Raw genomic sequence first — 20,086 nt, forward strand, 5'->3', positions numbered from 1 at the left:
GGTAGTGTGGGGCCTCCCCATGCGAGAGTAGGTCATCGTCAGGCACTTCTTCAGAAACCCCGGCCAACTGGTCGGGGTTTCGCCGTTTCTGGCCACCAGCTATCCCCAAAACCCCGAGCTCGGGGTTTTTCTTTGTCTGGCGATTCACTATGCGAAGCGGGCGCCTGGCGGCGCCCGTAGGATGGCTCAGCGGCAGAGCAGTTCGAAGGCTTCGATCAGGCTGTCCATTTCGTCATCGGTGCCGATCGAGATGCGCAGGAAGTCGCGTAGGGCTTCGGTGTTGAAGTGACGTACCAGAATGCCCCGCTCGCGTAGGCCGACGAAGAGTTGCGCGGCGTCGTGCTCGGGGTGACGCGTCAGCACGAAGTTGGCCTGGGAGGGCAGCACTTCGAAGCCCAGGTCGCCAAGGCGCCTGACGGTGCGCTCGCGGGTAGTGACGACGCGCTCACGGCAGGCATCGAAATGCTCCCGGTCCTCGAGCGAGGCAATGGCAAGCGCGCTTGCCAGGCTGTCGATGGGATAGGAGTTGAAGGAGTCCTTGACCCGTACCAGCCCTTCGATCAGCTCGCTTGAACCGATGGCATAGCCCAGGCGCAGGCCGGCCAGGCTACGGGACTTGGAGAAGGTGCCGGTGACCAGGAGATTGGGGAAGCGCTCGGTCAGGGGCACCACGCTCTCGCCACCGAAGTCGACGTAGGCTTCGTCGACCAGTACTACCTGATCGGTAAGGCGCTCGAGCAGGCCGGCAATGGCATCGCGGGGATGACCATGGGCCGTGGGAGCGTTGGGGTTGGCGAAGATGGCGCCGCCGCTGTCGGCAGTGAAGGCGTCGAGATCGACCCGCCACTGTTCGTCCAGGGGCAGGCTGCGCCGCTCGATGCCGTACAGCTTGCAGTAGACCGGGTAGAAGCTGTAGGTGATGTCGGGCATCTCGAGCGGACGCTCGTGACAGAAGAAGGCCTGAAAGGCCAGGGCCAGCACTTCATCGGAGCCGTTGCCGACGAACACCTGTTCCACCGCGACGCCATGCTCGCGAGCAAGCGCCTGACGCAGAGCGAGAGACTGCGGGTCGGGATAGAGGCGCAGATGGTCGACGGGGTATTCGCGCAGCGCCGCCTCGACGCCGGGCGCCGGTGGGTAGGGGTTCTCGTTGGTATTCAGCTTGATCAGTTTCTCGCGCGGCTGCTCGCCCGGGACGTAGGGCGTCAACTCGCGTACCGCCGGGCTCCAGAACTGGCTCATGGTGTCTCGTTTCTCATAGGGGCGAACTTTAGGCCAATGTTGACCGCTGCGGCCTGACCGCGCAAGCCGACAGCATGCTAGCCTAGGCGCTTTCGTCTGGATCCTGGAACCCCTAATGACCGCCCAGATCATCGCCACGCTGCTGCCGGTTTTCCTGATTGCCGGTTGCGGCACGCTGTATGGCCGCTTCCGCACGCCTGACATCCGTAGCCTCAATACGCTCAACATGGAGATTTTCGTCCCCATGCTGGTGTTTGCCGTGCTGGCCGACGGGCAGGCGCCGCTGGAGGAGTATGCCGGCCTGGCGTTGGCGGCTGCGGTGGTGGTGCTGGGCTCGGGGCTGGTGCTGTGGCCGTTGGTCAAGCTGCTCAGGCTCGAACCCAAGACCTTCTTGCCGCCGATGATGTTCAACAACTCCGGCAACATGGGGGTTCCGCTGCTGGTGCTGGCCTTCGGCGAGGCGGCGCTGCCCGCCGCGGTGGTGGTGTTCATCGTCGAGATGCTGCTGCACTTCTCGGTAGGCCTCTACATGCTGAGTCCGCGCACGCCGCTGTGGCGGCTGCTGCGCATGCCCATCGTACTGGCCAGTCTGGCGGGGCTGGGGGTGAACCTGGGCGGGGTGCCGCTGCCGGGCTGGCTGCTCGAGGCGCTGCACATGCTGGGCGGCGTGTGCATTCCGCTGATGCTGTTCGCACTCGGGGTACGCATGCTCGACATCGACTTTCGCGACTGGAAGACCGGCATGCTGGGGGCAGTGCTGTGTCCGCTCTCCGGCCTTATCCTGGCGCTGCCCATGATCCTGTGGCTGGAGTTGACAGGCCTGCAGGCCGCGGTGCTGTGGGTGTTTGCGGCGCTGCCGCCAGCGGTGCTCAATTATCTGGTGGCCGAGCAGTACCGACAGGAGCCGCAAAAGGTCGCCTCGTTGGTGTTGATCGGCAACCTGGGCAGCCTGGTGGTGATGCCCATCGTGTTGGCACTGGTGTTCCTGCATGTTTATCCGGGAGCGGCGTGAGCCGTGGCTTCAGTCTAAAAGCCGAGACTGTCTGCGAGCGCTCTTAAGGGTTATGCTGTCACATATGATGACACACCCTACAAGGCGACAAACCCATAGGTTAGGAGTGAGCAAATGCAAGTAAGGACCCTGCTGGCTGGCTCGGCCATGCTGGCCTTCCTGGCCGGTTGTGCAGCCCCTGCGGTTGACGATCGTGCCGATGTGGCAATGGACGATGCCGTGGCATATCAAGGAACGCTGCCCTGCCGCAACTGCGCGGGCATCGACCTGACGGTGAACCTGCGTGGCAGCGAACAGGCGTCACTGGAGGAGAGAACCTTCGACCTGCGCGCCAGCTATCGCGAACACCCCCAGGATCCGCCCGATGAAGAGTATGCCGGCAACTGGGAAGTGCTCAGCGGCACCGCGGTCGACCCCGATGCCACAGTGTATGAGCTGACACCGGATGGCGAAGGCCAGATCTATTACTTCCTGCGTGTCGATGACCAGACCCTGGAACTGATCGACCCTCAGCGTCGTCGCTTCCAGAACAACGAAGCCCTGCAACTGCAGCGCATGTAAGTTCGCGTTGCGGGCATCAGCGAAGGCGGCCTGCGGGCCGCCTTCGCGCGTCTGATACGTCCAGCGGCCCAGGGGGTCGAAGAAGCGGGGAGAGGCCCACATGGCCAAAGCGAAGAGCGCCTTCGTCTGCACCGAGTGCGGTGCGGAGTACCGTAAGTGGCAGGGTCAGTGTTCCAGCTGCCTGGAGTGGAACACCCTCAGCGAGGTACGCCTGGCAGCCGCCCGCCCGGGGGCGGCCGCCACCGGCGGGGCCGGGCGCACGGGCTATGCTGGCGGCCTGTCGAAGGAGGTGGTCGATCTCGGCAGCGTCGATCTCACCGAGGTGCCGCGGCTCTCCTCTACCTTCGGCGAGTTCGACCGGGTGCTGGGCGGCGGCCTGGTGCCGGGCTCGGCGGTACTGCTGGGCGGTCACCCCGGCGCCGGCAAGTCGACCCTGCTGCTGCAGACCGCCTGTAAGCTGGCCCAGGCGCGCCGGGTGCTGTACGTCACCGGCGAGGAGTCGCTCTCCCAGGTGGCGATGCGCGCCCACCGCCTGCAGCTGCCCACCCAGGGGCTGAAGATGCTGGCCGAGACCAGCGTCGAGACGGTGCTGGCGGTGGCCGAGCGCGAGCGCCCCGAGATCCTGGTGATCGACTCGATCCAGACAATGCACCTGGAGGATATCGCCTCGGCGCCCGGCGGCGTGGCCCAGGTGCGGGAGTCCGCCGCGGTGCTCACCCGCTTCGCCAAGCAGTCCAACACCGTACTGCTGCTGGTGGGGCACGTGACCAAGGACGGCACCCTGGCCGGGCCCAAGGTGCTGGAGCACATGATCGATGCTTCGCTGCTGCTCGAAGGCGGTGCCGACTCACGCTTCCGCACCCTGCGCGGGCAGAAGAACCGCTTCGGCGCGGTCAACGAGCTGGGGGTGTTCGCCATGCTCGAACACGGGCTCAAGGAGGTGAAGAACCCCAGCGCCATCTTCCTTTCCCGCAGCGAGGAGCAGGCCGCCGGCAGCCTGGTGATGGTGGTATGGGAAGGTACCCGGCCGCTGCTGGTGGAGGTGCAGGCACTGCTCGACGAGTCGGCGCTGGGTAATCCGCGGCGGGTCGCTGTGGGCCTCGACCAGAATCGCCTGGCCATGCTGCTGGCGGTGCTGCATCGCCATGGCGGGCTGTTCACCGGCGATCAGGACGTGTTCCTCAACGTGGTCGGCGGGGTCAAGGTGCTGGAGACCAGCGCCGACCTGGCGGTGCTGCTCGCCGTGGTGTCGAGCCTGCAGAATCGCTCCCTGCCGCGCGAGCTGGTGGCCTTCGGCGAGGTGGGGCTTTCCGGCGAGATTCGCCCCGTGCCCAGCGGCCAGGAGCGCATCGTGGAGGCGGCCAAGCACGGCTTCACCCGGGCCATCGTGCCGCGGGCCAATGCACCCAAGCGCGCCCCGGAGGGGATGGAGGTGGTAGCCGTGGACAAGCTGACCGATGCCCTCGAGGCGCTGTGAGGCAAGCAAGCGCCGCTGCGGTAGAATGAGAAGTGAACTGCCAAGGAGAACGAGATGAGCGCGATTCGACTCACCCAGTACAGCCACGGCGCTGGCTGTGGCTGCAAGATAGCCCCCGACGTACTCGACGGCATCCTGGCCAAGGCCGGCCCGGGGGCAACCCATTCGCGACTGATCGTAGGCAATCAGGGCCGCGAGGATGCGGCCGTCTATGACCTCGGCGACGGCCGCGGCATGATCGCCACCACCGACTTCTTCATGCCCATCGTCGACGACCCCTTCGACTTCGGCCGTATTGCCGCCACCAATGCCATCAGCGACGTCTATGCCATGGGCGGCAAGCCGGTCATGGCGCTGGGCATCCTCGGCTGGCCGCTGGACAAGCTGGGGCCGGAGATCGCCGGTGACGTGGTGGCAGGCGCCCAAGGCGTCTGCCGCGAACTCGGGCTGGCGCTGGCCGGCGGACACTCCATCGACTCGCCGGAGCCTATCTTCGGCCTGGCGGTCAACGGCCTGGTCGATCTCGAACACCTCAAGCTCAACAAGGGTGCCCAGGTGGGCGACCTGTTATACCTGACCAAGCCGCTGGGCGTGGGTTTTCTCACCACCGCCGAGAAGCAGGGGCTGCTGGAGTCGGGCCATCAGAATCTGGCCCGGGAAACCATGCTGCAGCCCAACCATATCGGCATGGCGCTGGCCCGGGTGAAGGGGGTGAACGCCATGACCGACGTCACGGGGTTCGGCCTGGCCGGCCATCTCACCGAGGTGTGCCAGGCCAGCGGCGTGGCGGCGCGCATCGACTTCCGCCGTTTGCCGCGGCTGGCCGAGGCCGAGGCCTATCGTCGCCGCGGCGCGGTGCCTGGCGGCACCCTGCGCAATCGCAAGGCGCTGGGCGCGGCGCTCAAGGAGATGGACGAGCCGCATTGGCAGTGGCTGTGCGACCCGCAGACCTCCGGCGGCCTGCTGATTTCCGTGCACCCCTCCTGGCAGGACGACGTCGAGCGCATCGGACGTGAGCATGGTATCGAGCTGGTGCCCTTCGGCGAGGTGGCCAAGGCCGAAGGAGAGGCCCTGATCGAGGTGCTGGGGTGAAGGAGCTGCCGCTGGCCGATGCTGATCTCTCTCTGTTGCGCCAGGGCGTGCCGCTGATCGACGTGCGGGCGCCGGTGGAGTTCGCCCAGGGCGGGTTGCCCGGGGCGATCAACCTGCCGCTGATGGACGACGAGGAGCGGCATCAGGTTGGCATCGAGTACAAGCAGCGTGGCCAGCAGGCCGCCATCGCGCTGGGCCAGCGGCTGGTCAGCGGCGGTATTCGCCAGGCGCGCATCGCGGCCTGGCAGCGCACGGTCGAGGCCCATCCCGAGGCGATCATCTACTGCTATCGCGGTGGGCTGCGCTCGCAGATCGCACAGCTGTGGCTGGCCGAGGCCGGTGTAGAGCGGCCACGTATCCGTGGCGGCTGGAAGGCGATGCGTCAGGCGCTGTGCGCGCGTATCGATGCCGCGGCGGCACAGCCGCTGCTGGTGGTGGGCGGGCTCACCGGCTGCGCCAAGACCGCGCTGGTGCAGCAGCTGGACACCGGGCTCGATTTGGAGGGCTGCGCCCGCCACAAGGGCTCGGCCTTCGGTCGCCACCCCTTGCCGGCGCCCAGTCAGATCGACTTCGAACACGCCATGGGGCTGCGCCTGCTGGCGCTTCCCGGACCGCTGGTGGTGGAGGACGAATCTCGCCATATCGGCACGGCCAACGTGCCGCTCACCTTCTGGCGGGCGATGGAGGTCGCTCCCCGGGTGCGGGTGGAGATGCCCCTTGATTGGCGCCTGGCGCAGATTCACAAGGATTACATCGACGATCTGTGGGCGATCTACCGCCAGCAGTTCGGCGAGTGGCTGGGCTGGACGCTGATGCGCAAGCAGCTCTCCAGTGCGCTGGCCCGGCTGAAAAAGCGCCTGGGCCATGCCCGGTTAGCGCGTTTGCAGCGGCTGCAGCAGCTTGCCTTCCGTGAGCATGAGCGCGGCAACCGCCAGGCCCACGAGGCCTGGCTGGCGCCGCTGCTCACCGAATACTACGACCCCATGTACCGCTACCAGTTGGAGAAGCGCAATGCCGAGCGCTTCCTGCATGTCGGCGATTGGGACAGCTGCCTGGCGGCGGCGAGAGCCTGGTCGCAGGAGCACGCGCGGCAGCTCGATACGCAGCCGCAGCCGGCATGAGACGCCTCATGCCGGGGCGCTGCGAATCCATTGGCTGAGCAGGCGGTCGAGCAGCGGAGCCAGGCGATCGAAGCGCCGGTCGTCGGCAAGAATGGCTTCGTCGGGCTGAGCATGGGGGCTGGCGTCGCTGCCTTCCGGCCTTTCCCCCTTGGCGAGCAGCACGTCGACCCCTGAGCGTGTGACCTCAAGGTGGCAGAGCAGGCCCAGCGCTCGTCCGGCATCCCAGGCGAAGCCTTGCACCGGGCTGCCGGAGCTCCCGCCCAGCGGCAGCGCCTCGTCGGGCAGGGCGAAGACGTCGCGATGCCACATGAAGGCGGTGAAACGCTCCGGCAGGTCGAAGGGGCTCTCGGGGGCCAGGGTCACCTCGTGCCAGCCCACCTCGGCGAAGGTGCCGCGGCCCACCGTGGCGCCGAGCTCGGCGGCGATCATCCGGGCACCCAGGCCGATGCCGAGCAACGGCTTGTTGCCGTCCAGTGCGCGGGCGATCAGCTTGCGCTCGCGCTTGAGCCAGGAGTGCTGGGCGTCGTCGAGAACATGCATCGGGCCGTCGAGCAATATCAGCGCATCGCCATCGGCCAGGCTGGGTGGGGTCTCGCCGTCGTAGAGATGGAAAACGGTGTGGCTGTGCCCCATGCTGGACAGCCAGTCGGCGATGCGGCCCGGACCGTGGTACGGGCTGTGTTGAAGCAGGTGCAGGTGCATGGAATCCTCGCCGTTGAAGGGTGACACGAAGCAGGGAGCGGAGCGTACATGAAACCGGCGCTGCGGGAACAGATTCTGACCATTATGGCCGCCATACCGCCAGGGCGGGTGACTACCTACGGTCGTATTGCCGCCATGACCGAGGGCGGCACGCCGCGCCTCGTCGCCCGGGCGTTGCGCGAGCTGCCCGACGACCATGGGCTGCCGTGGTTTCGCGTGATCACCGCATCGCGCCGGGTGGCCGAGCATCCCGGCGCTATCGAACAGCGCGAGCGATTGGTCGCCGAGGGCGTGCTCTTCGATAGCCGGGGACGCGTGCCGCCCGAGGTCATGTGGCCGTGAGCCGTGCGCATCCCCATCCTTTCTTCTGACCTTCGAATCACGAGGAGAATCCATGAGCCAGCCAAAAGGGGGCTTCCATGAGCGACTGCAGGCACTCTCGCCGCGTCAGCAACAGGCCTTCATGGCGGCACTGTGCGAGCGGATGCTGCCCAACTATTCGCTCTATGCCCAGATGACGGGAGCCGGCAATCCGGCCGCCCTGCGCGTTATGCTCGATCTGGTGTGGGAGCAGCTCGCCGTACGCGAGGCGCGGATCGATTTCGAGCGCCAGGCCGAGAAGCTGGCCGAGCTCGAACCGCCGGAGGACGACGACAGCTTCGGTGCCCGGCGTGCGGTGGAGGTGGTCGTGGCGCTATCCTCGCTGTTCGATACGCTGCGAGGCGATTCCCCCGAAGCCGTGCTCGAGGTCAGCCGTATCTCCAAGGGCGGCGTGCGTGCCTTCGTCGAGCTGACCGAAGGGGAGGAGGACGCCAGCAAGCTGGCCAAGCTGGTACGTGAGCACCCACTCATGGCCGACGAGAACGACTTTCAGGATGCGGTGCTGGAGGCGGCGGAAGGCCCGCTCGAGCGGGACTCGCTCAAGGCACTGCGCCAACTGGGGCGCAACGACGGCGTGAGCAATCTCGGGCTGGCGCTGGAGTGATGGAGGGCGAAGCGGGCGTCGGCGCCCGTTTCGCCAGGCTTCGTCCAGCCAAGGCTGTGTCTAGAAGCGGATACCGCCGATGATCATCGCCCCGGCGGTGCCGAACACGATCAGGTCGGTCTCGAAGCGTCCCCACTGCACCCCCAAGCTGGGCAAGGCGGCCGGGGCGGTGCCGTAGCGGTTGAACGGGATGTTGTCCTGATATTCGCCGCGATAGCCGTGCAGCAGCCCGGCGGTGAGCTTGGCGCGAACGGTTACGTTGTCGCTCGGCTGCCAGAAGGGGAACTCGCGGCCGGCGTAGAGGTAGATGGCTTCCTGATCGAAGGAGTTGAGGAAGCGCGCGCCGCCCACCAGCCAGCGCTGCGGATTGTGCAGCTCGAGGCTGATCAGCTCCTGGGTGTTGTTGTGCTCCGGCTGCGGATTGAAGTGGCGCGTGTAGAGGCTGGTCTGCAGCAGCACGTGCTCCACTTCGAACACCGGCGGCCAGATCGGCTGCCGCTCCGCGGCAAGCGCGGTCGGTGCCGCCAGCAGAGCCAAGAGCGGGGCCAGGGCAAGCGCCCTGATGGCCCGACAGTAACTCTTCCATGAATACCGCACGCTCGCGCTCCTCGTTCGCTTCACAGACGCATCTCGATACCGCGCTCGGCCATGTAGCGCTTGGCCTCGGGGATGGTGTACTCGCCGAAGTGGAAGATGCTGGCGGCCAGTACCGCGTCGGCACCGCCCTCGATCACGCCGTCTACCAGGTGGTCGAGGTTGCCGACGCCGCCGGAGGCGATCACCGGTACCGTCACGGCGTCGCTGATGGCCCGGGTCACGCCCAGGTCGAAGCCGGCCTTGGTGCCGTCGCGGTCCATGCTGGTCAAGAGCAGCTCGCCGGCGCCGTATTCCACCATCTTTTTAGCCCACTCCACGGCGTCCAGCCCGGTGGGGCGGCGACCGCCGTGGGTGAAGATCTCCCAGCGCGGCGTTTCGCCCTCAGCCGAGACCCGCTTGGCGTCGATGGCCACCACGATGCACTGGCTGCCGAAGCGCTCGGCGGCCTCGCGCACGAAGTCGGGGTTGGTTACCGCCGCGGTGTTGATCGAGACCTTGTCGGCACCGGCGTTGAGCATGGTGCGGATGTCGTCACAGGTGCGGATGCCGCCGCCCACGGTCAGCGGGATGAATACCTCGCCGGCGATGCGTTCGACCATCTCCACCGTGGTGTCGCGGTCCTCGTGGCTGGCGGTGATGTCGAGAAAGGTGATCTCGTCGGCGCCCTGCAGGTTGTAGCGCTGGGCGATCTCTACCGGATCGCCGGCGTCGCGGATGCCGATGAAGTTGACGCCCTTGACCACGCGTCCGGCGTCGACGTCGAGACAGGGTATGATGCGCTTGGCCAGGCTCATGTCAGCCTCCCGCCCGGTTACCGGTGAGTTCGTCGCACAGCTGTTGACCAGCAGCGACGTCCAGGGTGCCTTCGTAGATGGCGCGGCCGGTGATGGCGCCGAGAATGCCCGGCTCGCCTGCGGCGACCAGCGCGCGCAGGTCGTCGAGATTGGTCACCCCGCCGGAAGCGATTACCGGCAGGCCGCCTTCGCGGGCCAGCTCGGCGGTGGCCTCGACGTTGACGCCGTTCATCATGCCGTCTCGGGCGATGTCGGTGTAGACGATACTGGAGACGCCGTCGTCGGCGAAGCGCTTGGCCAGGTCCACTGCCTTGACCTGGGAGACCTCGGCCCAGCCGTCGGTGGCGACGAAGCCGTCACGGGCGTCCAGGCCGACGATCACGTGATCGGGAAAGGCGCGGCACATCTCGCCGACGAAATCCGGCTCCTTGACCGCCTTGGTGCCGATGATGACGTAGGAGACCCCGGCGGCCAGATAGTGCTCGATGGTCTCGGCGCTGCGGATGCCGCCGCCGATCTGAATGGGCAGCGAGGGCCAGCGCCGGGCGATGGCGGTCACCGCCTCGCCGTTGACCGGCTTGCCCTCGAAGGCGCCGTTGAGATCGACCAGGTGCAGGCGGCGGGCGCCGGCCTCGACCCAGCGCGCCGCCATGGCCACCGGGTCGTCGCCGTAGGTGGTGGCGTCGTCCATCCGGCCCTGCTTGAGACGGACGCACTTGCCGTCCTTGAGATCGATGGCGGGAATTACCAGCATGTCATGTCCTCTCGGGTGCGCGTGCGCACCGGGTTGTCATCGCGGCTCGGCCTGGGCGCGGCTCACGGTGCCCAGTTGACCAGGCGCGGTTTAGGGCGCCCAGTTGACAAAATTTTCCAGCAGCTTGAGCCCGGCCCGGGAGCTCTTCTCCGGGTGAAACTGCACGGCGAAGGTGGCATCGCGACCGATGGCCACATGAGCATCGATGCGGCCGTAACGGGTGGTGCCGAGCACGCAGGCGTCGTCCCCCGCTGCCACGTAGTAGCTGTGCACGAAGTAGAAGTGCTCGTCCTGGTCGATGCCTTGCCACAGCGGATGCTCGTGATGCTGATGCACCAGGTTCCAGCCCATATGAGGCACCTTGAGGCGTTGACCGCGCTCGTCGACCATGTCGAGGGGGAAGCGCTTCACCTCGCCGGAGAGAAAGCCCAGGCAGGGGATGCCGCCGCTCTCCTCGCTATGATCGAGCAGCATCTGCTGACCGACGCAGATCCCCAGCAGCGGCTTGCTCTGATTGGCCAGCAGCTCCTGCACCAGACCGCGCAGCTCGGTGCGCTCGAGCTCGCCCATGCAATCGCGGATCGCTCCCTGGCCGGGCAGCACCAGGCGGGTGGCACCCTGAATGCGCCGCGGGTCGCGGGTGATGACCACGTGCTCATGGGTCACATGCTCGAGCGCCTTGGCAACCGAATGTAGATTGCCCATTCCGTAATCGATGACGGCAATGGTCATGAAGGCTCCTCTCAGGTTCGGTCGTCTGCGTTACAGGCAGCCCTTGGTGGACGGCATCTGGCCGGCCATGCGCGGGTCCGGCTCAACGGCCATGCGCAGCGCGCGGCCGAAGGCCTTGAAGATGGTCTCCGCCTGGTGATGAGCATTGAAGCCCTTCAGGTTGTCGATATGCAGCGTGACCCGGGCATGGTTGACGAAGCCCTGGAAGAACTCCCAGAACAGCTGGGTGTCGAGGCGGCCGATGCTGGCGCGGGTGAACTCGACGTCCATGAACAGCCCGGGGCGACCGGAGAAGTCTATCACGACTCGCGATAGCGCCTCGTCCAGCGGCACGTAGGCGTGGCCGTAGCGGTGGATGCCGCGCTTGTCGCCAATGGCCTGATCGAAGGCCTGGCCGAGGGTGATGCCGAGGTCCTCGACGGTATGGTGATCGTCGATGTGCAGATCGCCCACCGCCTTGATGTCGAGGTCGATCAGACCGTGGCGAGCCACCTGATCGAGCATGTGGTCGAGGAAGGGAACGCCGGTCTCGCAGTTCAGCCGGCCCTCGCCATCGAGGTTCACGGTCACCGTGATCTGGGTTTCCTTGGTGTCACGGGTTACCGTGGCGATTCGCTCGGACATGTCGGGTCTCTCTCGCGCTCTGGCGCGTCGCATGGTGTGGGCCCGGCGTGCCTGCAGTCGGCTTCCGGGCGGGCAAGTCGCTGGGCTTGCCGTCATGGGCCGTCCATTATAGAGAATCGCCCCGCCCATCCGCTACAATGCGCCCATCACAGCGGCGGCCCGAGCCGCGGCCAGGGAGACCGCCATGCCGGTAACGCTTCACCTCGTCGACAACAGTGTCTGGCGCTCGGACCGCCAGGTGCAGCTCGATCTGCAGCGAATCTATACGGACGCGCCGGTCGAACGGCTCAGCGTGCCGGTGGACACCTTCATTCGCGAACATCTCGAAGCCGGCCATTTCTTCGGCTGCGCCCGCTTCAACGACCGGCTGCTGGGCGCCGTGGCGGTGATCGCCGACGAGCAGGCGTGGTGGCTGTCGGAGCTGTGCGTGCGCAAGGCCACCCGGCGGCGCGGGGTCGGTACGCGACTCCTCGCCCTGGTCAGCGATGCGGCGCGTAGCGAGGGCCGCGAGCTGCGGGCGCCATCATCGCGACTGCCCGTCGCCGACCAACTGTTGCTCAACCGCCTGGGGTATCGTTTGCATGCCACCGGCGACTATTACGAATTGGCCCCACCGCTGTAAGGAGGCGGTAACACATGAAGCGATTGTTACAGACGCTGCTGGCCGCCATCGGCGTCCTCGGGGTAGTGGTGGTGGCTGCCGTGGTCTATGTCACCACCTTTCTCGACCCGGAAGACTTCAAGCCGCGGCTGATCGAGGTGGTGCGTGAACAGAGCGGCCTCGAACTGACCCTGGATGGGCCGCTCACCTGGTCGTTCTACCCGCGCCTTGGTGTGAGCGTGGAGCAGGCGCAAGGCCGTTTGCCGGAGCAGAGCAACGACGAACCGCCGTTCGTGGCCTTCGCCCACGGCGAGGTCAGTCTCGCCTTCGCCCCGCTGCTGCGCGGCGAGATCGCCATCGAAGGCTTGACGCTGGAAGGCATGCAACTGCGCCTGGTGCGCGATGAAGAGGGGCGCGGCAATTGGGAAACCCTGCTGCAGCGGCTCGATGAGCGCCGCGAAGGTGCCGAATCGGCGCTGGCGCCGGCTAGTGCCGGGCCTAGCCTCGAGGGCAGCAATCTGGTCGTGGCGCTCAATATCGCCAGCGTCCAGGTGCGCAACGGCGCGGCAATCTATCGCGACCTGGCCGCCGGCTCGGAGTGGCTGGTCGACGAGATCAACGTTTCCGGCACCAACGTCAATCCCCAGCGCGCCTTCCCGCTCAAGTCCTCCTTCCAGGTCAGGTCGTATCCCGCACTGGATTGGCGGGAGCTGGAGCGTAGCCCGGCACTGGCGAGCGAGGTCTCGCTGGAAGGGCGGATGCGCCTCGCTCTCGCCGAGCGCCGTTACGTGCTCGAAGGCATGCGGTTGACTACCCTGAGCCGGCTGGCAGGCGCCGAGCACCGTCAGCAGCTAGACCTGAGCGGCCAGCAGCTCGTGCTCGACCTGTCTCAGCAGCGCCTGCAGCTCCAGGAGGGCCGTCTGGACGCCGGGCTGCGGCACCCCACCCTGGGCGAGCGCGCGCTGCCCCTGTCGCTGACCATGGCGCTGGATGCCGACCTGGCGGAGAGCACCGCGCAGCTGCGCGACCTGCAGCTCACCGGGCCCGACGATCTGCGCCTGAGCGGGCACCTCAACCTGGCGGGCCTCGACCAGTCGCCCAGCTACAGCGGCCAGGTCAGCCTGGCGCCCTTCTCGCTGCGCCCGTGGCTCGAGCGTATGAACCAGATGCCGGCCATGGCCAATCCTCAGGCGCTCTCCGACGTGGCATTGACCAGCCCCGTGCGCGGCAATCTCGAGCGCCTCGAGCTGCCGGGGCTGACCCTGGTGCTGGATGGCAGCACCTTCACCGGGCGCTTGGCCGCGGGCCTCTCGGGGCAGCTGCTGGACTTCGAGCTGCAGGGCGATCGCCTCAACCTGGACGGCTACCTGCCGCCTGCCGAACCCACGGGACAGAGTGCCTCCCGCTCCGGCCTGCTGGGGATCCGCAAGGCGCATGCCGACGACACCGCAACGCTGGTTCCCGCCGAGTGGCTGGCCCAGCTGACCTTGAACGGGGCGCTCGACCTGGCGCAGCTGCGTCTCTCCGGGCTCGACTTCACCGAAGTGTCGCTGGTCCTGGCGGGTGCCGACGGCCAGCAGCGTCTCGAGCGCTTCAGCTCCGTGTTCTACGACGGCGAGCTGAGTGCGAGCGGCGGGCTCGACCTCAGGCGTGAGCCGATCCTGTGGCAGCTGCGCCCATCGCTGTCGCGGGTGCGTCTGGCACCACTGCTCGAGGCGCTGTCCAACGACGACTCACCGGCACCGCTGCGCGGCCGGCTGACCCTCGGCGGCGAACTCGAAACCCGCGCCAACACCTGGCCGGCACTCAAGCGCAATCTCAACGGACGTCTGGAGGGGCGCATCGACGAAGGGGCCGTGCTCGACGTCAACGTGTCACAGGAGCTGTGCTCGCTGGCCGCCATGGTCGAAGGCCGCGAGACTACGCGGGACTGGAGTGCCGATACGCGCTTCGACCGCGCCGAAGCCCGCCTGCGCATCTCGGACGGAGTCGTGCAGAGTGACGATATCCTGGTAACGATTCCGGGCATCGACATGAGCGGGACGGGCGAGCTCGATCTGACCAGCGAGCGCTTCGACCTGCGCGCCGCCGCACGCTTCGTTGACGGTGCCGATGCCGCCTGTCCGGTCAACCCGCGTCTGGAACGCGTGCCGTTGCCGGTGCGCTGCAGCGGTGAACTCTCGGGCGACAGCGGTGATTGGTGCAGCTTCGACCGCGAGGCCTTCCAGGTCACCCTGGCCGAGCTGCTGCGCGACGAAGTGTCCGGTCGCGCCAGAGAGGAACTGGAGCGTCGTCTTGAGCGACCGCTGGAGCGTCTCGAAGAACGTCTCGGCGAAGAGGGCGGTCGGGAACTTCGTGACGCCTTGCGTGGTCTGTTGAACTGACGACCCAAAGCCAGTCCCTGCGCCGACTCCCAGTCGGCGCTTTTTTTCGCCATGCATTTTTCACCATGCATTTTTCGACAGGCATCTTTGAGGTTGGTCCATGAGCGAAATGCCTACACCGGTGCTTGAGCCTACGCTCTTCCAGCAGCGTCTGCTGGCGTGGTACGACCGCGCCGGCCGTCATGACCTGCCCTGGCAGTGCCAGCGCACGCCCTATCGCGTGTGGGTCTCCGAGATCATGCTGCAGCAGACCCAGGTCACCACGGTGATCCCTTACTTCGAGCGCTTCATGGCGCGCTTTCCCACCCTCGGGGCGCTGGCCGAAGCCACCCAGGACGAAGTGCTGCACCTGTGGACCGGGCTTGGCTACTACGCCCGCGGGCGCAATCTGCACAAGGCGGCCCGCCAGGTCGTGGCCGAGCACGGCGGCGAGCTGCCGGTAGCGAGCCTCGAGGCTATGGCGGAGCTGCCCGGCATCGGCCGCTCCACTGCCGGCGCGATCATCGCCCAGAGCACCGGTCAGCGCGCCGTGATCCTCGACGGCAACGTCAAGCGCAGCCTGGCTCGGCTGCACGCCGTGGAGGGCTGGCCGGGGCGGCCGGTGGTGGAACGCCAGCTGTGGGCGCTGGCCGAGCACTACACGCCGGAGCAGCGCGTGGCCGACTACACCCAGGCGGTGATGGACCTCGGTGCCACCCTGTGCCGGCGCGGCACGCCTGAGTGCTCGCGCTGCCCGTTCGCCGATGTCTGTGTGGCCCATTTCCGCGGCGAGGAGCGCCGCTTCCCCGAGTCGAAGCCGAAAAAGGCGCTGCCGACGCGTACCACCCTGATGCTGGTGTTGCGCGACGCCGAGGGACGGGTGCTGCTCGAACAGCGCCCTCCCAGTGGGCTGTGGGGTGGACTGTGGGGGCTGCCTCAGTTCGACGACCTGGCTGCGCTGCGGGGCTGGCTCGACGTGCACGCCCCGGGGGCCGCCATCGACCCGGCTTGGCCCGCCTTCAGCCACACCTTCAGTCACTTCCGCCTCGACATCACCCCTCAGCCGGCGCGGATCGGCAGGCTGGATGCGGTGGGTGAGGCACGATGCTGGTACGATCCAGGCAACCCCGAGCGCATCGGCCTGGCGGCGCCGGTCAAGGCACTGCTGGCCTCGCTGGCACCGTTCGCTTTGGCCGCCCCCGCGGGGCCCTGAACACTGCCACCACCAACAGCAAGGAGACCGCCATGAGCCGCACCGTGTTCTGTCGCAAGTATCAACAGGAGCTCGAGGCACTGCCCTTCCCGCCGCTGCCGGGCAAGAAGGGCCAGGAGATTCAGGCCAGCGTGTCGAAGCAGGCCTGGGAGGAGTGGCAGGCGTTGCAGACCCGGCTGATCAACGAGAAACACCTCAACATGCTCGACCCCGAGGCGCGGGCCTATCTCAACGAGCAGATGGAGCGCTTTCTAGACAACCGCGAAACCGACCAGGCGGAAGGCTACGTGCCGCCCGAGCGCTAGGCGTATGGCTTTGAAACGACGGCAGCATCTGCATGAAACGAAAGGCTTGACGCTGCCGATCTGATCTTGTTTAATACGCACCGTTGGCAGCGGCCAGATAGCTCAGTCGGTAGAGCAGGGGATTGAAAATCCCCGTGTCGGCGGTTCGATTCCGTCTCTGGCCACCAAACTGCTGGGGTATCGCCAAGTGGTAAGGCACCGGTTTTTGGTATCGGCATTCCCAGGTTCGAATCCTGGTACCCCAGCCACGCCAACCCTTTTCCGACTCTGCACTTCGCACGCGTCGGTCCCGAGCCGGCATAGCTCAGTTGGTAGAGCAACTGACTTGTAATCAGTAGGTCCCGGGTTCGACTCCTGGTGCCGGCACCATCCAAAACGGATGAATCGGAAATCAGCGATTTGCAGATACGAGAAACCGCCCATCGAGGCGGTTTTTTCGTTTATACGTAACAACTTGGCTTGGCCTAATCCTTGCCAGGGTGAGGGGCCATGGGCACGCTCATGTCACAGACGTCCATCATGGCATCGGAACGGTGGCCGCTCGCTTCGAGTTTGTCGTGGCGGGTGCCGTTGGTGTCGGTGATGCCACGTTGCTGGGCGAGTTCTGTCTGCGTGGTTATGGTTTCGGCTCAAATGATGGACCTTTTCCTTCCAGTGGCTCAATGGTCTCGAGCCGGGCCCCTCGCAGCGGTGGCTTACTGGCCAGGGCCACTTTGAAGAACCGGCACCTTCAGCGAGCCTACTACCCGCAAGCTTTCCCATGCCTTATCCACTGTATCCCAGACGACGGCACGCCCAGCGAGGCCAAATCTGTACTGCGCTACTGCGGCGAGCGCTCAGGTGATAGAAGAACCGCGGCTACCGAGACGGCAACCCAGCCCAGGGCGTCGAAGCCACGAAGGGGCAACAGCAACTCCCGCCTGCTTGAGCTGACAAAGTGGGTTGCTGCATAGCATCGCTTTCCTGCGTATATGCACCCCACTTTTTTCAAGGGTATGTTTACAGAGCAGTTTTTGATAACTTTGTGGCTGCGTTACTACCACGTCTTTTGGATAGTTAGCGAAAGCATTGATTAACGCTACATGATGACGTAACCTCCAGGTGTAAGTTTCCGGTCGCGTCCCTTGGCTACATTTGCTAGCTAAGTGCGTTTTTGTCGGAAGCTACTTTCTAGGAGGTCATTATGAATCAGGCACTTAAGAAGCAAGAGCGACTCGTCATTCCTGTACGCAAGGAAGGCGACGTAGCCAAGGCCCGCCCGTGCCTGGGTGACCACCAAGCCCAACTGGAGAAGGTCCGGGCACGTTCCTTCGCTCGTTACGAGAACGCCTACCGCGAACTGGCCAAGGTCTGACTTGGGGTGTCGTCCTGCGGTGACAGCCACACGGACGGCATTCGCTACCTGCCGGTAGCGGACATCATCAGCGCTAACCGCCGCATGCTGGAACTGACGCCTGACGAGCCGTTTGGCATCATTGATGAAGGCGGCCTGGAAAGCGCCCAGCAGCGACCCTGTATGCACCGCTGGTACAAGCAGACGGATGACATGTTCACCCTGGCAGCGGTGCTAGGCGCTGGAATCGTGCAGAATCATTGCTTTCTCAATGCAAACAAGCGCACAGCAGCAGCCTGCGTATTCGATTTCCTTATGTTGAACGGCTGGGAGCTCACTGCCCCCGAGGCGGACTTGGTGCAGATGTACGAAGGCCTGGCGACGCATGAGTACAACGAAGAAGAATTTGCCGAATGGCTGGCCTATTGGTCCCGAGAGTTCGATACGTCGAAGTTGAACGAATAAACTCCGCCCAGCAGCGGAGTTTTTTGTCGGTTACTGGCAAGGAACAACGAGGAGGGAGTCATGGCGAGCATTAGACACGTGGCTGCCCAACGCAGCTAATGTAGCAAGGCAAGACTGGCCGATGCCATTGTGGCAAGCCTGCCCTGACGGCGCTTGAAAGCGCAGCCCATCGTCACCACATCACTGCTGCAAGGTCCTGCCCGGACCTCCCACCACGGCTGCACGCCGTTGCACGAGCTGGGACTGAACCTGATCACGGATACACAGGAGGTGATTGGATGACAGTGCACACTTCGTCCAACCGTAAGCTGAAACAGACCACCGATTACGCCGTCACCGATACCATGACGGCCCCGCTTCGCAGCGACGCGAATTGGGTGCAGGATGCCTATCCCACCCGGCTGAACGAGCCGCTCGACACCCTCTGGATGGCGCGCCGCGAGGGCGTGGTGCGCGGCAGCGCCGACGAGGGGCCGCTGAGTCGGGCGCAGCTCGACGAGTTCGAACGCAAGGGCTTTCTTTTCGAGCCCAATTTCATCAGCGGGGAGGAGCTCGATGAGCTGCGCCGGGAGCTGGACGCCCTGCTCAGCCGCGATGACTTCCGCGGCCGCGACTTCAGCATCACCGAGCCAGACAGCCAGGAGATCCGCTCGCTGTTCGCGGTGCATTTCCTGTCGCAGCGCTTCGCCAGCCTGGCCCACGACGAGCGCCTCGTCGGGCGGGTGCGTCAGATCCTCGGCGGCGAGGCCTACGTGCACCAGTCGCGCATCAACTACAAGCCGGGTTTCGAGGGTAAGGGCTTCAGCTGGCATTCCGACTTCGAGACCTGGCACGCCGAGGATGGTATGCCGGCGATGCACGCGGTGAGCGCTTCGATCGTGCTGACCGACAACCACGAGTTCAATGGCCCGCTGATGCTGATCCCGGGCTCGCACAAGGTGTTCGTACCGTGCCTGGGCGAGACCCCGGACGATCACCACCGTCAGTCGCTGAAGCGGCAGGAGTTCGGCGTGCCGGGCCGCGAGGCGCTGCGCGAGCTGGTCGCCCGCCACGGCATCGAGGCGCCCAAGGGTGCGGCCGGGGGCCTGCTGCTGTTCGACTGCAACACCCTGCACGGCTCCAACGCCAACATGTCGCCGGACCCGCGCAGTAACGTATTCTTCGTCTACAACCGGCGCGACAATGCCTGCGTCGAGCCCTTTGCCGCCCGCCGTCGTCGGCCGAGCTTCCTGGCTCATGGGCCGGACGAGCAGTGGGTTCCCCAGGACTGACGCTTATCGTTTCGATAGCGTCATCAGGGTGGAACGAAGCGCATGGTGCGGTAGACTGTGAGGCTTGTCGTTGAGAAGCGGCACGCATAACGAGAAGGAGAAGACCCGCCATGCGCTTTGTACCCCGTTTTACCGATGGCCAGGAGTTTCCCCATTCGCTGGGCAAGATCGTATGCATTGGCCGCAACTATGCCGATCATGCCAAGGAGCTGGACAACCCGATACCCACCGAGCCGCTGCTGTTCATCAAGCCGGCCACCAGTGCGGTGAGCCTCGACGAGCCCCTCGATCCGCCTTTTTCTCGTGGTGAAGTGCACTACGAGGCGGAGCTGGCGCTGCTGATCGGCGAGACCCTGTCCCATGCCACCGCCGATGAGGCCGAGCGTGCCATCGTTGGCATCGGGCTGGCGCTGGATCTGACCCTGCGCGACGTGCAGACCCGCCTGAAGGAGAAGGGCCACCCCTGGGAAATTTCCAAGTCGTTCGACGGCGCCTGTCCGCTGTCCGCCTTCCTGCCGCTCAGCCGTGCGCCGAACTGGAATGCGCTGGCCTTCGAGCTGGAGATCGACGGCGAGCTGCGCCAGCACGGCGAGGGTTCCGACATGCTGTTCCCGGTGCCCACCCTGGTGGCCGAGATGAGCCGTCACTTCACCCTCGAGCCGGGCGACGTGATCATCACCGGTACCCCAGAGGGCGTCGGCGAGCTGCCGCGCGGCGCCAAGCTGCGTATGACCCTCACCGGGGGCCTCGAGGTCACGGCTCAGGTCGTCGAGTAAGGTCCCGCACCGACCGGTACGCAGGTACCGAACGACGACGCCCCCGCGGCCTGGCCGCGGGGGCGT

The 20,086-nt window shown here is 65.9% G+C and carries 22 protein-coding genes and 3 tRNA genes; 18 read left to right on the plus strand and 7 right to left on the minus strand.

Going from position 1 to position 20,086, the window contains the following annotated elements; genetic code table 11:
- Window positions 1–186 precede the first annotated feature (186 nt).
- A complete protein-coding gene (gene hisC / locus HOP59_RS22665; RefSeq protein ID WP_010627420.1) occupies window positions 187–1,242 on the minus strand; it encodes a histidinol-phosphate transaminase in 1,056 nt (351 codons plus the stop codon).
- Between the two features lie 115 nt (window positions 1,243–1,357).
- Between hisC and HOP59_RS22670 the strand changes: the two genes are divergently transcribed.
- The 5 genes from HOP59_RS22670 (at window position 1,358) to mnmH (ending at window position 6,505) form a co-directional block, all read left to right on the plus strand.
- Window positions 1,358–2,254, plus strand: coding sequence for an AEC family transporter (locus tag HOP59_RS22670; protein WP_010627421.1), 897 nt, complete (start codon window positions 1,358–1,360; stop codon window positions 2,252–2,254).
- Window positions 2,255–2,368: 114 nt separating this feature from the next.
- Window positions 2,369–2,815: a copper resistance protein NlpE N-terminal domain-containing protein gene (locus HOP59_RS22675; RefSeq protein ID WP_010627422.1), complete on the plus strand. Its 447-nt coding sequence runs from the start codon at window positions 2,369–2,371 to the stop codon at window positions 2,813–2,815.
- A gap of 100 nt (window positions 2,816–2,915) precedes the next feature.
- Complete coding sequence (radA, locus tag HOP59_RS22680; protein ID WP_010627423.1) at window positions 2,916–4,292, plus strand: DNA repair protein RadA; 1,377 nt, start codon at window positions 2,916–2,918, stop codon at window positions 4,290–4,292.
- A gap of 54 nt (window positions 4,293–4,346) precedes the next feature.
- Window positions 4,347–5,384, plus strand: coding sequence for a selenide, water dikinase SelD (gene selD, locus HOP59_RS22685; RefSeq protein WP_010627424.1), 1,038 nt, complete (start codon window positions 4,347–4,349; stop codon window positions 5,382–5,384).
- Entirely contained in the window at window positions 5,381–6,505 is a 1,125-nt protein-coding gene (gene mnmH, locus HOP59_RS22690) for a tRNA 2-selenouridine(34) synthase MnmH (RefSeq protein WP_010627425.1), read from the plus strand. The genes selD and mnmH overlap by 4 nt, the downstream gene beginning before the upstream one ends.
- A gap of 6 nt (window positions 6,506–6,511) precedes the next feature.
- Here mnmH and HOP59_RS22695 read toward each other — a convergent pair whose 3' ends face one another.
- On the minus strand, window positions 6,512–7,207 hold the full coding sequence (locus HOP59_RS22695; RefSeq protein WP_010627426.1) for a type 1 glutamine amidotransferase: 696 nt from the start codon (window positions 7,205–7,207) through the stop codon (window positions 6,512–6,514).
- Between the two features lie 48 nt (window positions 7,208–7,255).
- On the opposite strand from HOP59_RS22695, the gene HOP59_RS22700 reads away from it, so the two are divergent.
- Window positions 7,256–7,549, plus strand: coding sequence for an MGMT family protein (locus tag HOP59_RS22700; RefSeq protein WP_010627427.1), 294 nt, complete (start codon window positions 7,256–7,258; stop codon window positions 7,547–7,549).
- Window positions 7,550–7,601: 52 nt separating this feature from the next.
- A complete protein-coding gene (locus HOP59_RS22705) occupies window positions 7,602–8,192 on the plus strand; it encodes a YjaG family protein (RefSeq protein WP_010627428.1) in 591 nt (196 codons plus the stop codon).
- A gap of 60 nt (window positions 8,193–8,252) precedes the next feature.
- Here HOP59_RS22705 and HOP59_RS22710 read toward each other — a convergent pair whose 3' ends face one another.
- From HOP59_RS22710 to hisB, 5 genes are all read right to left on the minus strand, one after another.
- Window positions 8,253–8,789 (minus strand): hypothetical protein, encoded by a 537-nt coding sequence (locus HOP59_RS22710; protein ID WP_010627429.1) that lies wholly within the window; start codon window positions 8,787–8,789, stop codon window positions 8,253–8,255.
- Between the two features lie 20 nt (window positions 8,790–8,809).
- The gene (gene hisF, locus HOP59_RS22715; protein WP_010627430.1) at window positions 8,810–9,583 is read right to left on the minus strand and encodes an imidazole glycerol phosphate synthase subunit HisF; all 774 of its coding nucleotides are present in this window, start codon (window positions 9,581–9,583) and stop codon (window positions 8,810–8,812) included.
- Window position 9,584: 1 nt separating this feature from the next.
- Window positions 9,585–10,337, minus strand: a complete 753-nt coding sequence (gene hisA, locus HOP59_RS22720; RefSeq protein WP_010627431.1) for a 1-(5-phosphoribosyl)-5-[(5-phosphoribosylamino)methylideneamino]imidazole-4-carboxamide isomerase — start codon at window positions 10,335–10,337, stop codon at window positions 9,585–9,587.
- Between the two features lie 90 nt (window positions 10,338–10,427).
- A complete protein-coding gene (gene hisH, locus HOP59_RS22725) occupies window positions 10,428–11,069 on the minus strand; it encodes an imidazole glycerol phosphate synthase subunit HisH (RefSeq protein WP_010627432.1) in 642 nt (213 codons plus the stop codon).
- A 30-nt stretch (window positions 11,070–11,099) separates the two neighbouring features.
- Window positions 11,100–11,693 (minus strand): imidazoleglycerol-phosphate dehydratase HisB, encoded by a 594-nt coding sequence (gene hisB / locus HOP59_RS22730; protein ID WP_010627433.1) that lies wholly within the window; start codon window positions 11,691–11,693, stop codon window positions 11,100–11,102.
- Window positions 11,694–11,877: 184 nt separating this feature from the next.
- Here hisB and HOP59_RS22735 point away from each other — a divergent pair, with 184 nt between their 5' ends.
- The 11 genes from HOP59_RS22735 to HOP59_RS22785 all read left to right on the plus strand — a co-directional run bounded on the left by HOP59_RS22735 (window position 11,878) and on the right by HOP59_RS22785 (window position 20,020).
- Complete coding sequence (locus tag HOP59_RS22735; protein WP_010627434.1) at window positions 11,878–12,315, plus strand: acetyl-CoA sensor PanZ family protein; 438 nt, start codon at window positions 11,878–11,880, stop codon at window positions 12,313–12,315.
- A 14-nt stretch (window positions 12,316–12,329) separates the two neighbouring features.
- On the plus strand, window positions 12,330–14,678 hold the full coding sequence (locus tag HOP59_RS22740) for an AsmA family protein (RefSeq protein ID WP_010627435.1): 2,349 nt from the start codon (window positions 12,330–12,332) through the stop codon (window positions 14,676–14,678).
- Window positions 14,679–14,778: 100 nt separating this feature from the next.
- Window positions 14,779–15,870: an A/G-specific adenine glycosylase gene (mutY, locus tag HOP59_RS22745; protein ID WP_026037998.1), complete on the plus strand. Its 1,092-nt coding sequence runs from the start codon at window positions 14,779–14,781 to the stop codon at window positions 15,868–15,870.
- Window positions 15,871–15,902: 32 nt separating this feature from the next.
- Complete coding sequence (locus HOP59_RS22750) at window positions 15,903–16,175, plus strand: oxidative damage protection protein (protein ID WP_010627437.1); 273 nt, start codon at window positions 15,903–15,905, stop codon at window positions 16,173–16,175.
- A 91-nt stretch (window positions 16,176–16,266) separates the two neighbouring features.
- A tRNA-Phe gene (locus tag HOP59_RS22755) sits at window positions 16,267–16,342 on the plus strand.
- A gap of 6 nt (window positions 16,343–16,348) precedes the next feature.
- A tRNA-Gln gene (locus HOP59_RS22760) sits at window positions 16,349–16,423 on the plus strand.
- A 45-nt stretch (window positions 16,424–16,468) separates the two neighbouring features.
- Window positions 16,469–16,544, plus strand: a tRNA-Thr gene (locus HOP59_RS22765).
- A gap of 814 nt (window positions 16,545–17,358) precedes the next feature.
- Entirely contained in the window at window positions 17,359–17,529 is a 171-nt protein-coding gene (locus HOP59_RS22770; RefSeq protein WP_035590594.1) for a hypothetical protein, read from the plus strand.
- A gap of 6 nt (window positions 17,530–17,535) precedes the next feature.
- The gene (locus HOP59_RS22775; RefSeq protein ID WP_010627438.1) at window positions 17,536–17,973 is read left to right on the plus strand and encodes a type II toxin-antitoxin system death-on-curing family toxin; all 438 of its coding nucleotides are present in this window, start codon (window positions 17,536–17,538) and stop codon (window positions 17,971–17,973) included.
- 278 nt (window positions 17,974–18,251) lie between these two features.
- Window positions 18,252–19,244, plus strand: coding sequence for an ectoine hydroxylase (gene thpD, locus HOP59_RS22780; protein WP_010627439.1), 993 nt, complete (start codon window positions 18,252–18,254; stop codon window positions 19,242–19,244).
- Window positions 19,245–19,354: 110 nt separating this feature from the next.
- Window positions 19,355–20,020 carry a fumarylacetoacetate hydrolase family protein gene (locus HOP59_RS22785; protein WP_010627440.1) on the plus strand — a complete coding sequence of 222 codons (666 nt, stop codon included), beginning with the start codon at window positions 19,355–19,357 and terminating at the stop codon, window positions 20,018–20,020.
- The last annotated feature ends 66 nt before the right edge of the window (window positions 20,021–20,086 follow it).

The sequence above is a fragment of the Billgrantia aerodenitrificans genome, assembly GCF_021404405.1.
Classification (GTDB): Bacteria; Pseudomonadota; Gammaproteobacteria; order Pseudomonadales; family Halomonadaceae; genus Halomonas; species Halomonas aerodenitrificans.

Bases quoted from the DNA above. Each gene is read 5' to 3' on its own strand.
- hisH (WP_010627432.1), bottom strand. From the start codon at position 11,069: ATGACCATTGCCGTCATCGATTACGGAATGGGCAATCTACATTCGGTT.
- HOP59_RS22695 (WP_010627426.1), bottom strand. From the start codon at position 7,207: ATGCACCTGCACCTGCTTCAACACAGCCCGTACCACGGTCCGGGCCGC.
- radA (WP_010627423.1), top strand. From the start codon at position 2,916: ATGGCCAAAGCGAAGAGCGCCTTCGTCTGCACCGAGTGCGGTGCGGAG.
- selD (WP_010627424.1), top strand. From the start codon at position 4,347: ATGAGCGCGATTCGACTCACCCAGTACAGCCACGGCGCTGGCTGTGGC.
- hisA (WP_010627431.1), bottom strand. From the start codon at position 10,337: ATGCTGGTAATTCCCGCCATCGATCTCAAGGACGGCAAGTGCGTCCGT.
- HOP59_RS22670 (WP_010627421.1), top strand. From the start codon at position 1,358: ATGACCGCCCAGATCATCGCCACGCTGCTGCCGGTTTTCCTGATTGCC.
- HOP59_RS22705 (WP_010627428.1), top strand. From the start codon at position 7,602: ATGAGCCAGCCAAAAGGGGGCTTCCATGAGCGACTGCAGGCACTCTCG.
- thpD (WP_010627439.1), top strand. From the start codon at position 18,252: ATGACAGTGCACACTTCGTCCAACCGTAAGCTGAAACAGACCACCGAT.
- HOP59_RS22785 (WP_010627440.1), top strand. From the start codon at position 19,355: ATGCGCTTTGTACCCCGTTTTACCGATGGCCAGGAGTTTCCCCATTCG.
- hisF (WP_010627430.1), bottom strand. From the start codon at position 9,583: ATGAGCCTGGCCAAGCGCATCATACCCTGTCTCGACGTCGACGCCGGA.
- HOP59_RS22740 (WP_010627435.1), top strand. From the start codon at position 12,330: ATGAAGCGATTGTTACAGACGCTGCTGGCCGCCATCGGCGTCCTCGGG.
- HOP59_RS22770 (WP_035590594.1), top strand. From the start codon at position 17,359: ATGAATCAGGCACTTAAGAAGCAAGAGCGACTCGTCATTCCTGTACGC.
- hisC (WP_010627420.1), bottom strand. From the start codon at position 1,242: ATGAGCCAGTTCTGGAGCCCGGCGGTACGCGAGTTGACGCCCTACGTC.
- HOP59_RS22735 (WP_010627434.1), top strand. From the start codon at position 11,878: ATGCCGGTAACGCTTCACCTCGTCGACAACAGTGTCTGGCGCTCGGAC.
- hisB (WP_010627433.1), bottom strand. From the start codon at position 11,693: ATGTCCGAGCGAATCGCCACGGTAACCCGTGACACCAAGGAAACCCAG.
- HOP59_RS22700 (WP_010627427.1), top strand. From the start codon at position 7,256: ATGAAACCGGCGCTGCGGGAACAGATTCTGACCATTATGGCCGCCATA.
- HOP59_RS22675 (WP_010627422.1), top strand. From the start codon at position 2,369: ATGCAAGTAAGGACCCTGCTGGCTGGCTCGGCCATGCTGGCCTTCCTG.
- HOP59_RS22750 (WP_010627437.1), top strand. From the start codon at position 15,903: ATGAGCCGCACCGTGTTCTGTCGCAAGTATCAACAGGAGCTCGAGGCA.
- mutY (WP_026037998.1), top strand. From the start codon at position 14,779: ATGAGCGAAATGCCTACACCGGTGCTTGAGCCTACGCTCTTCCAGCAG.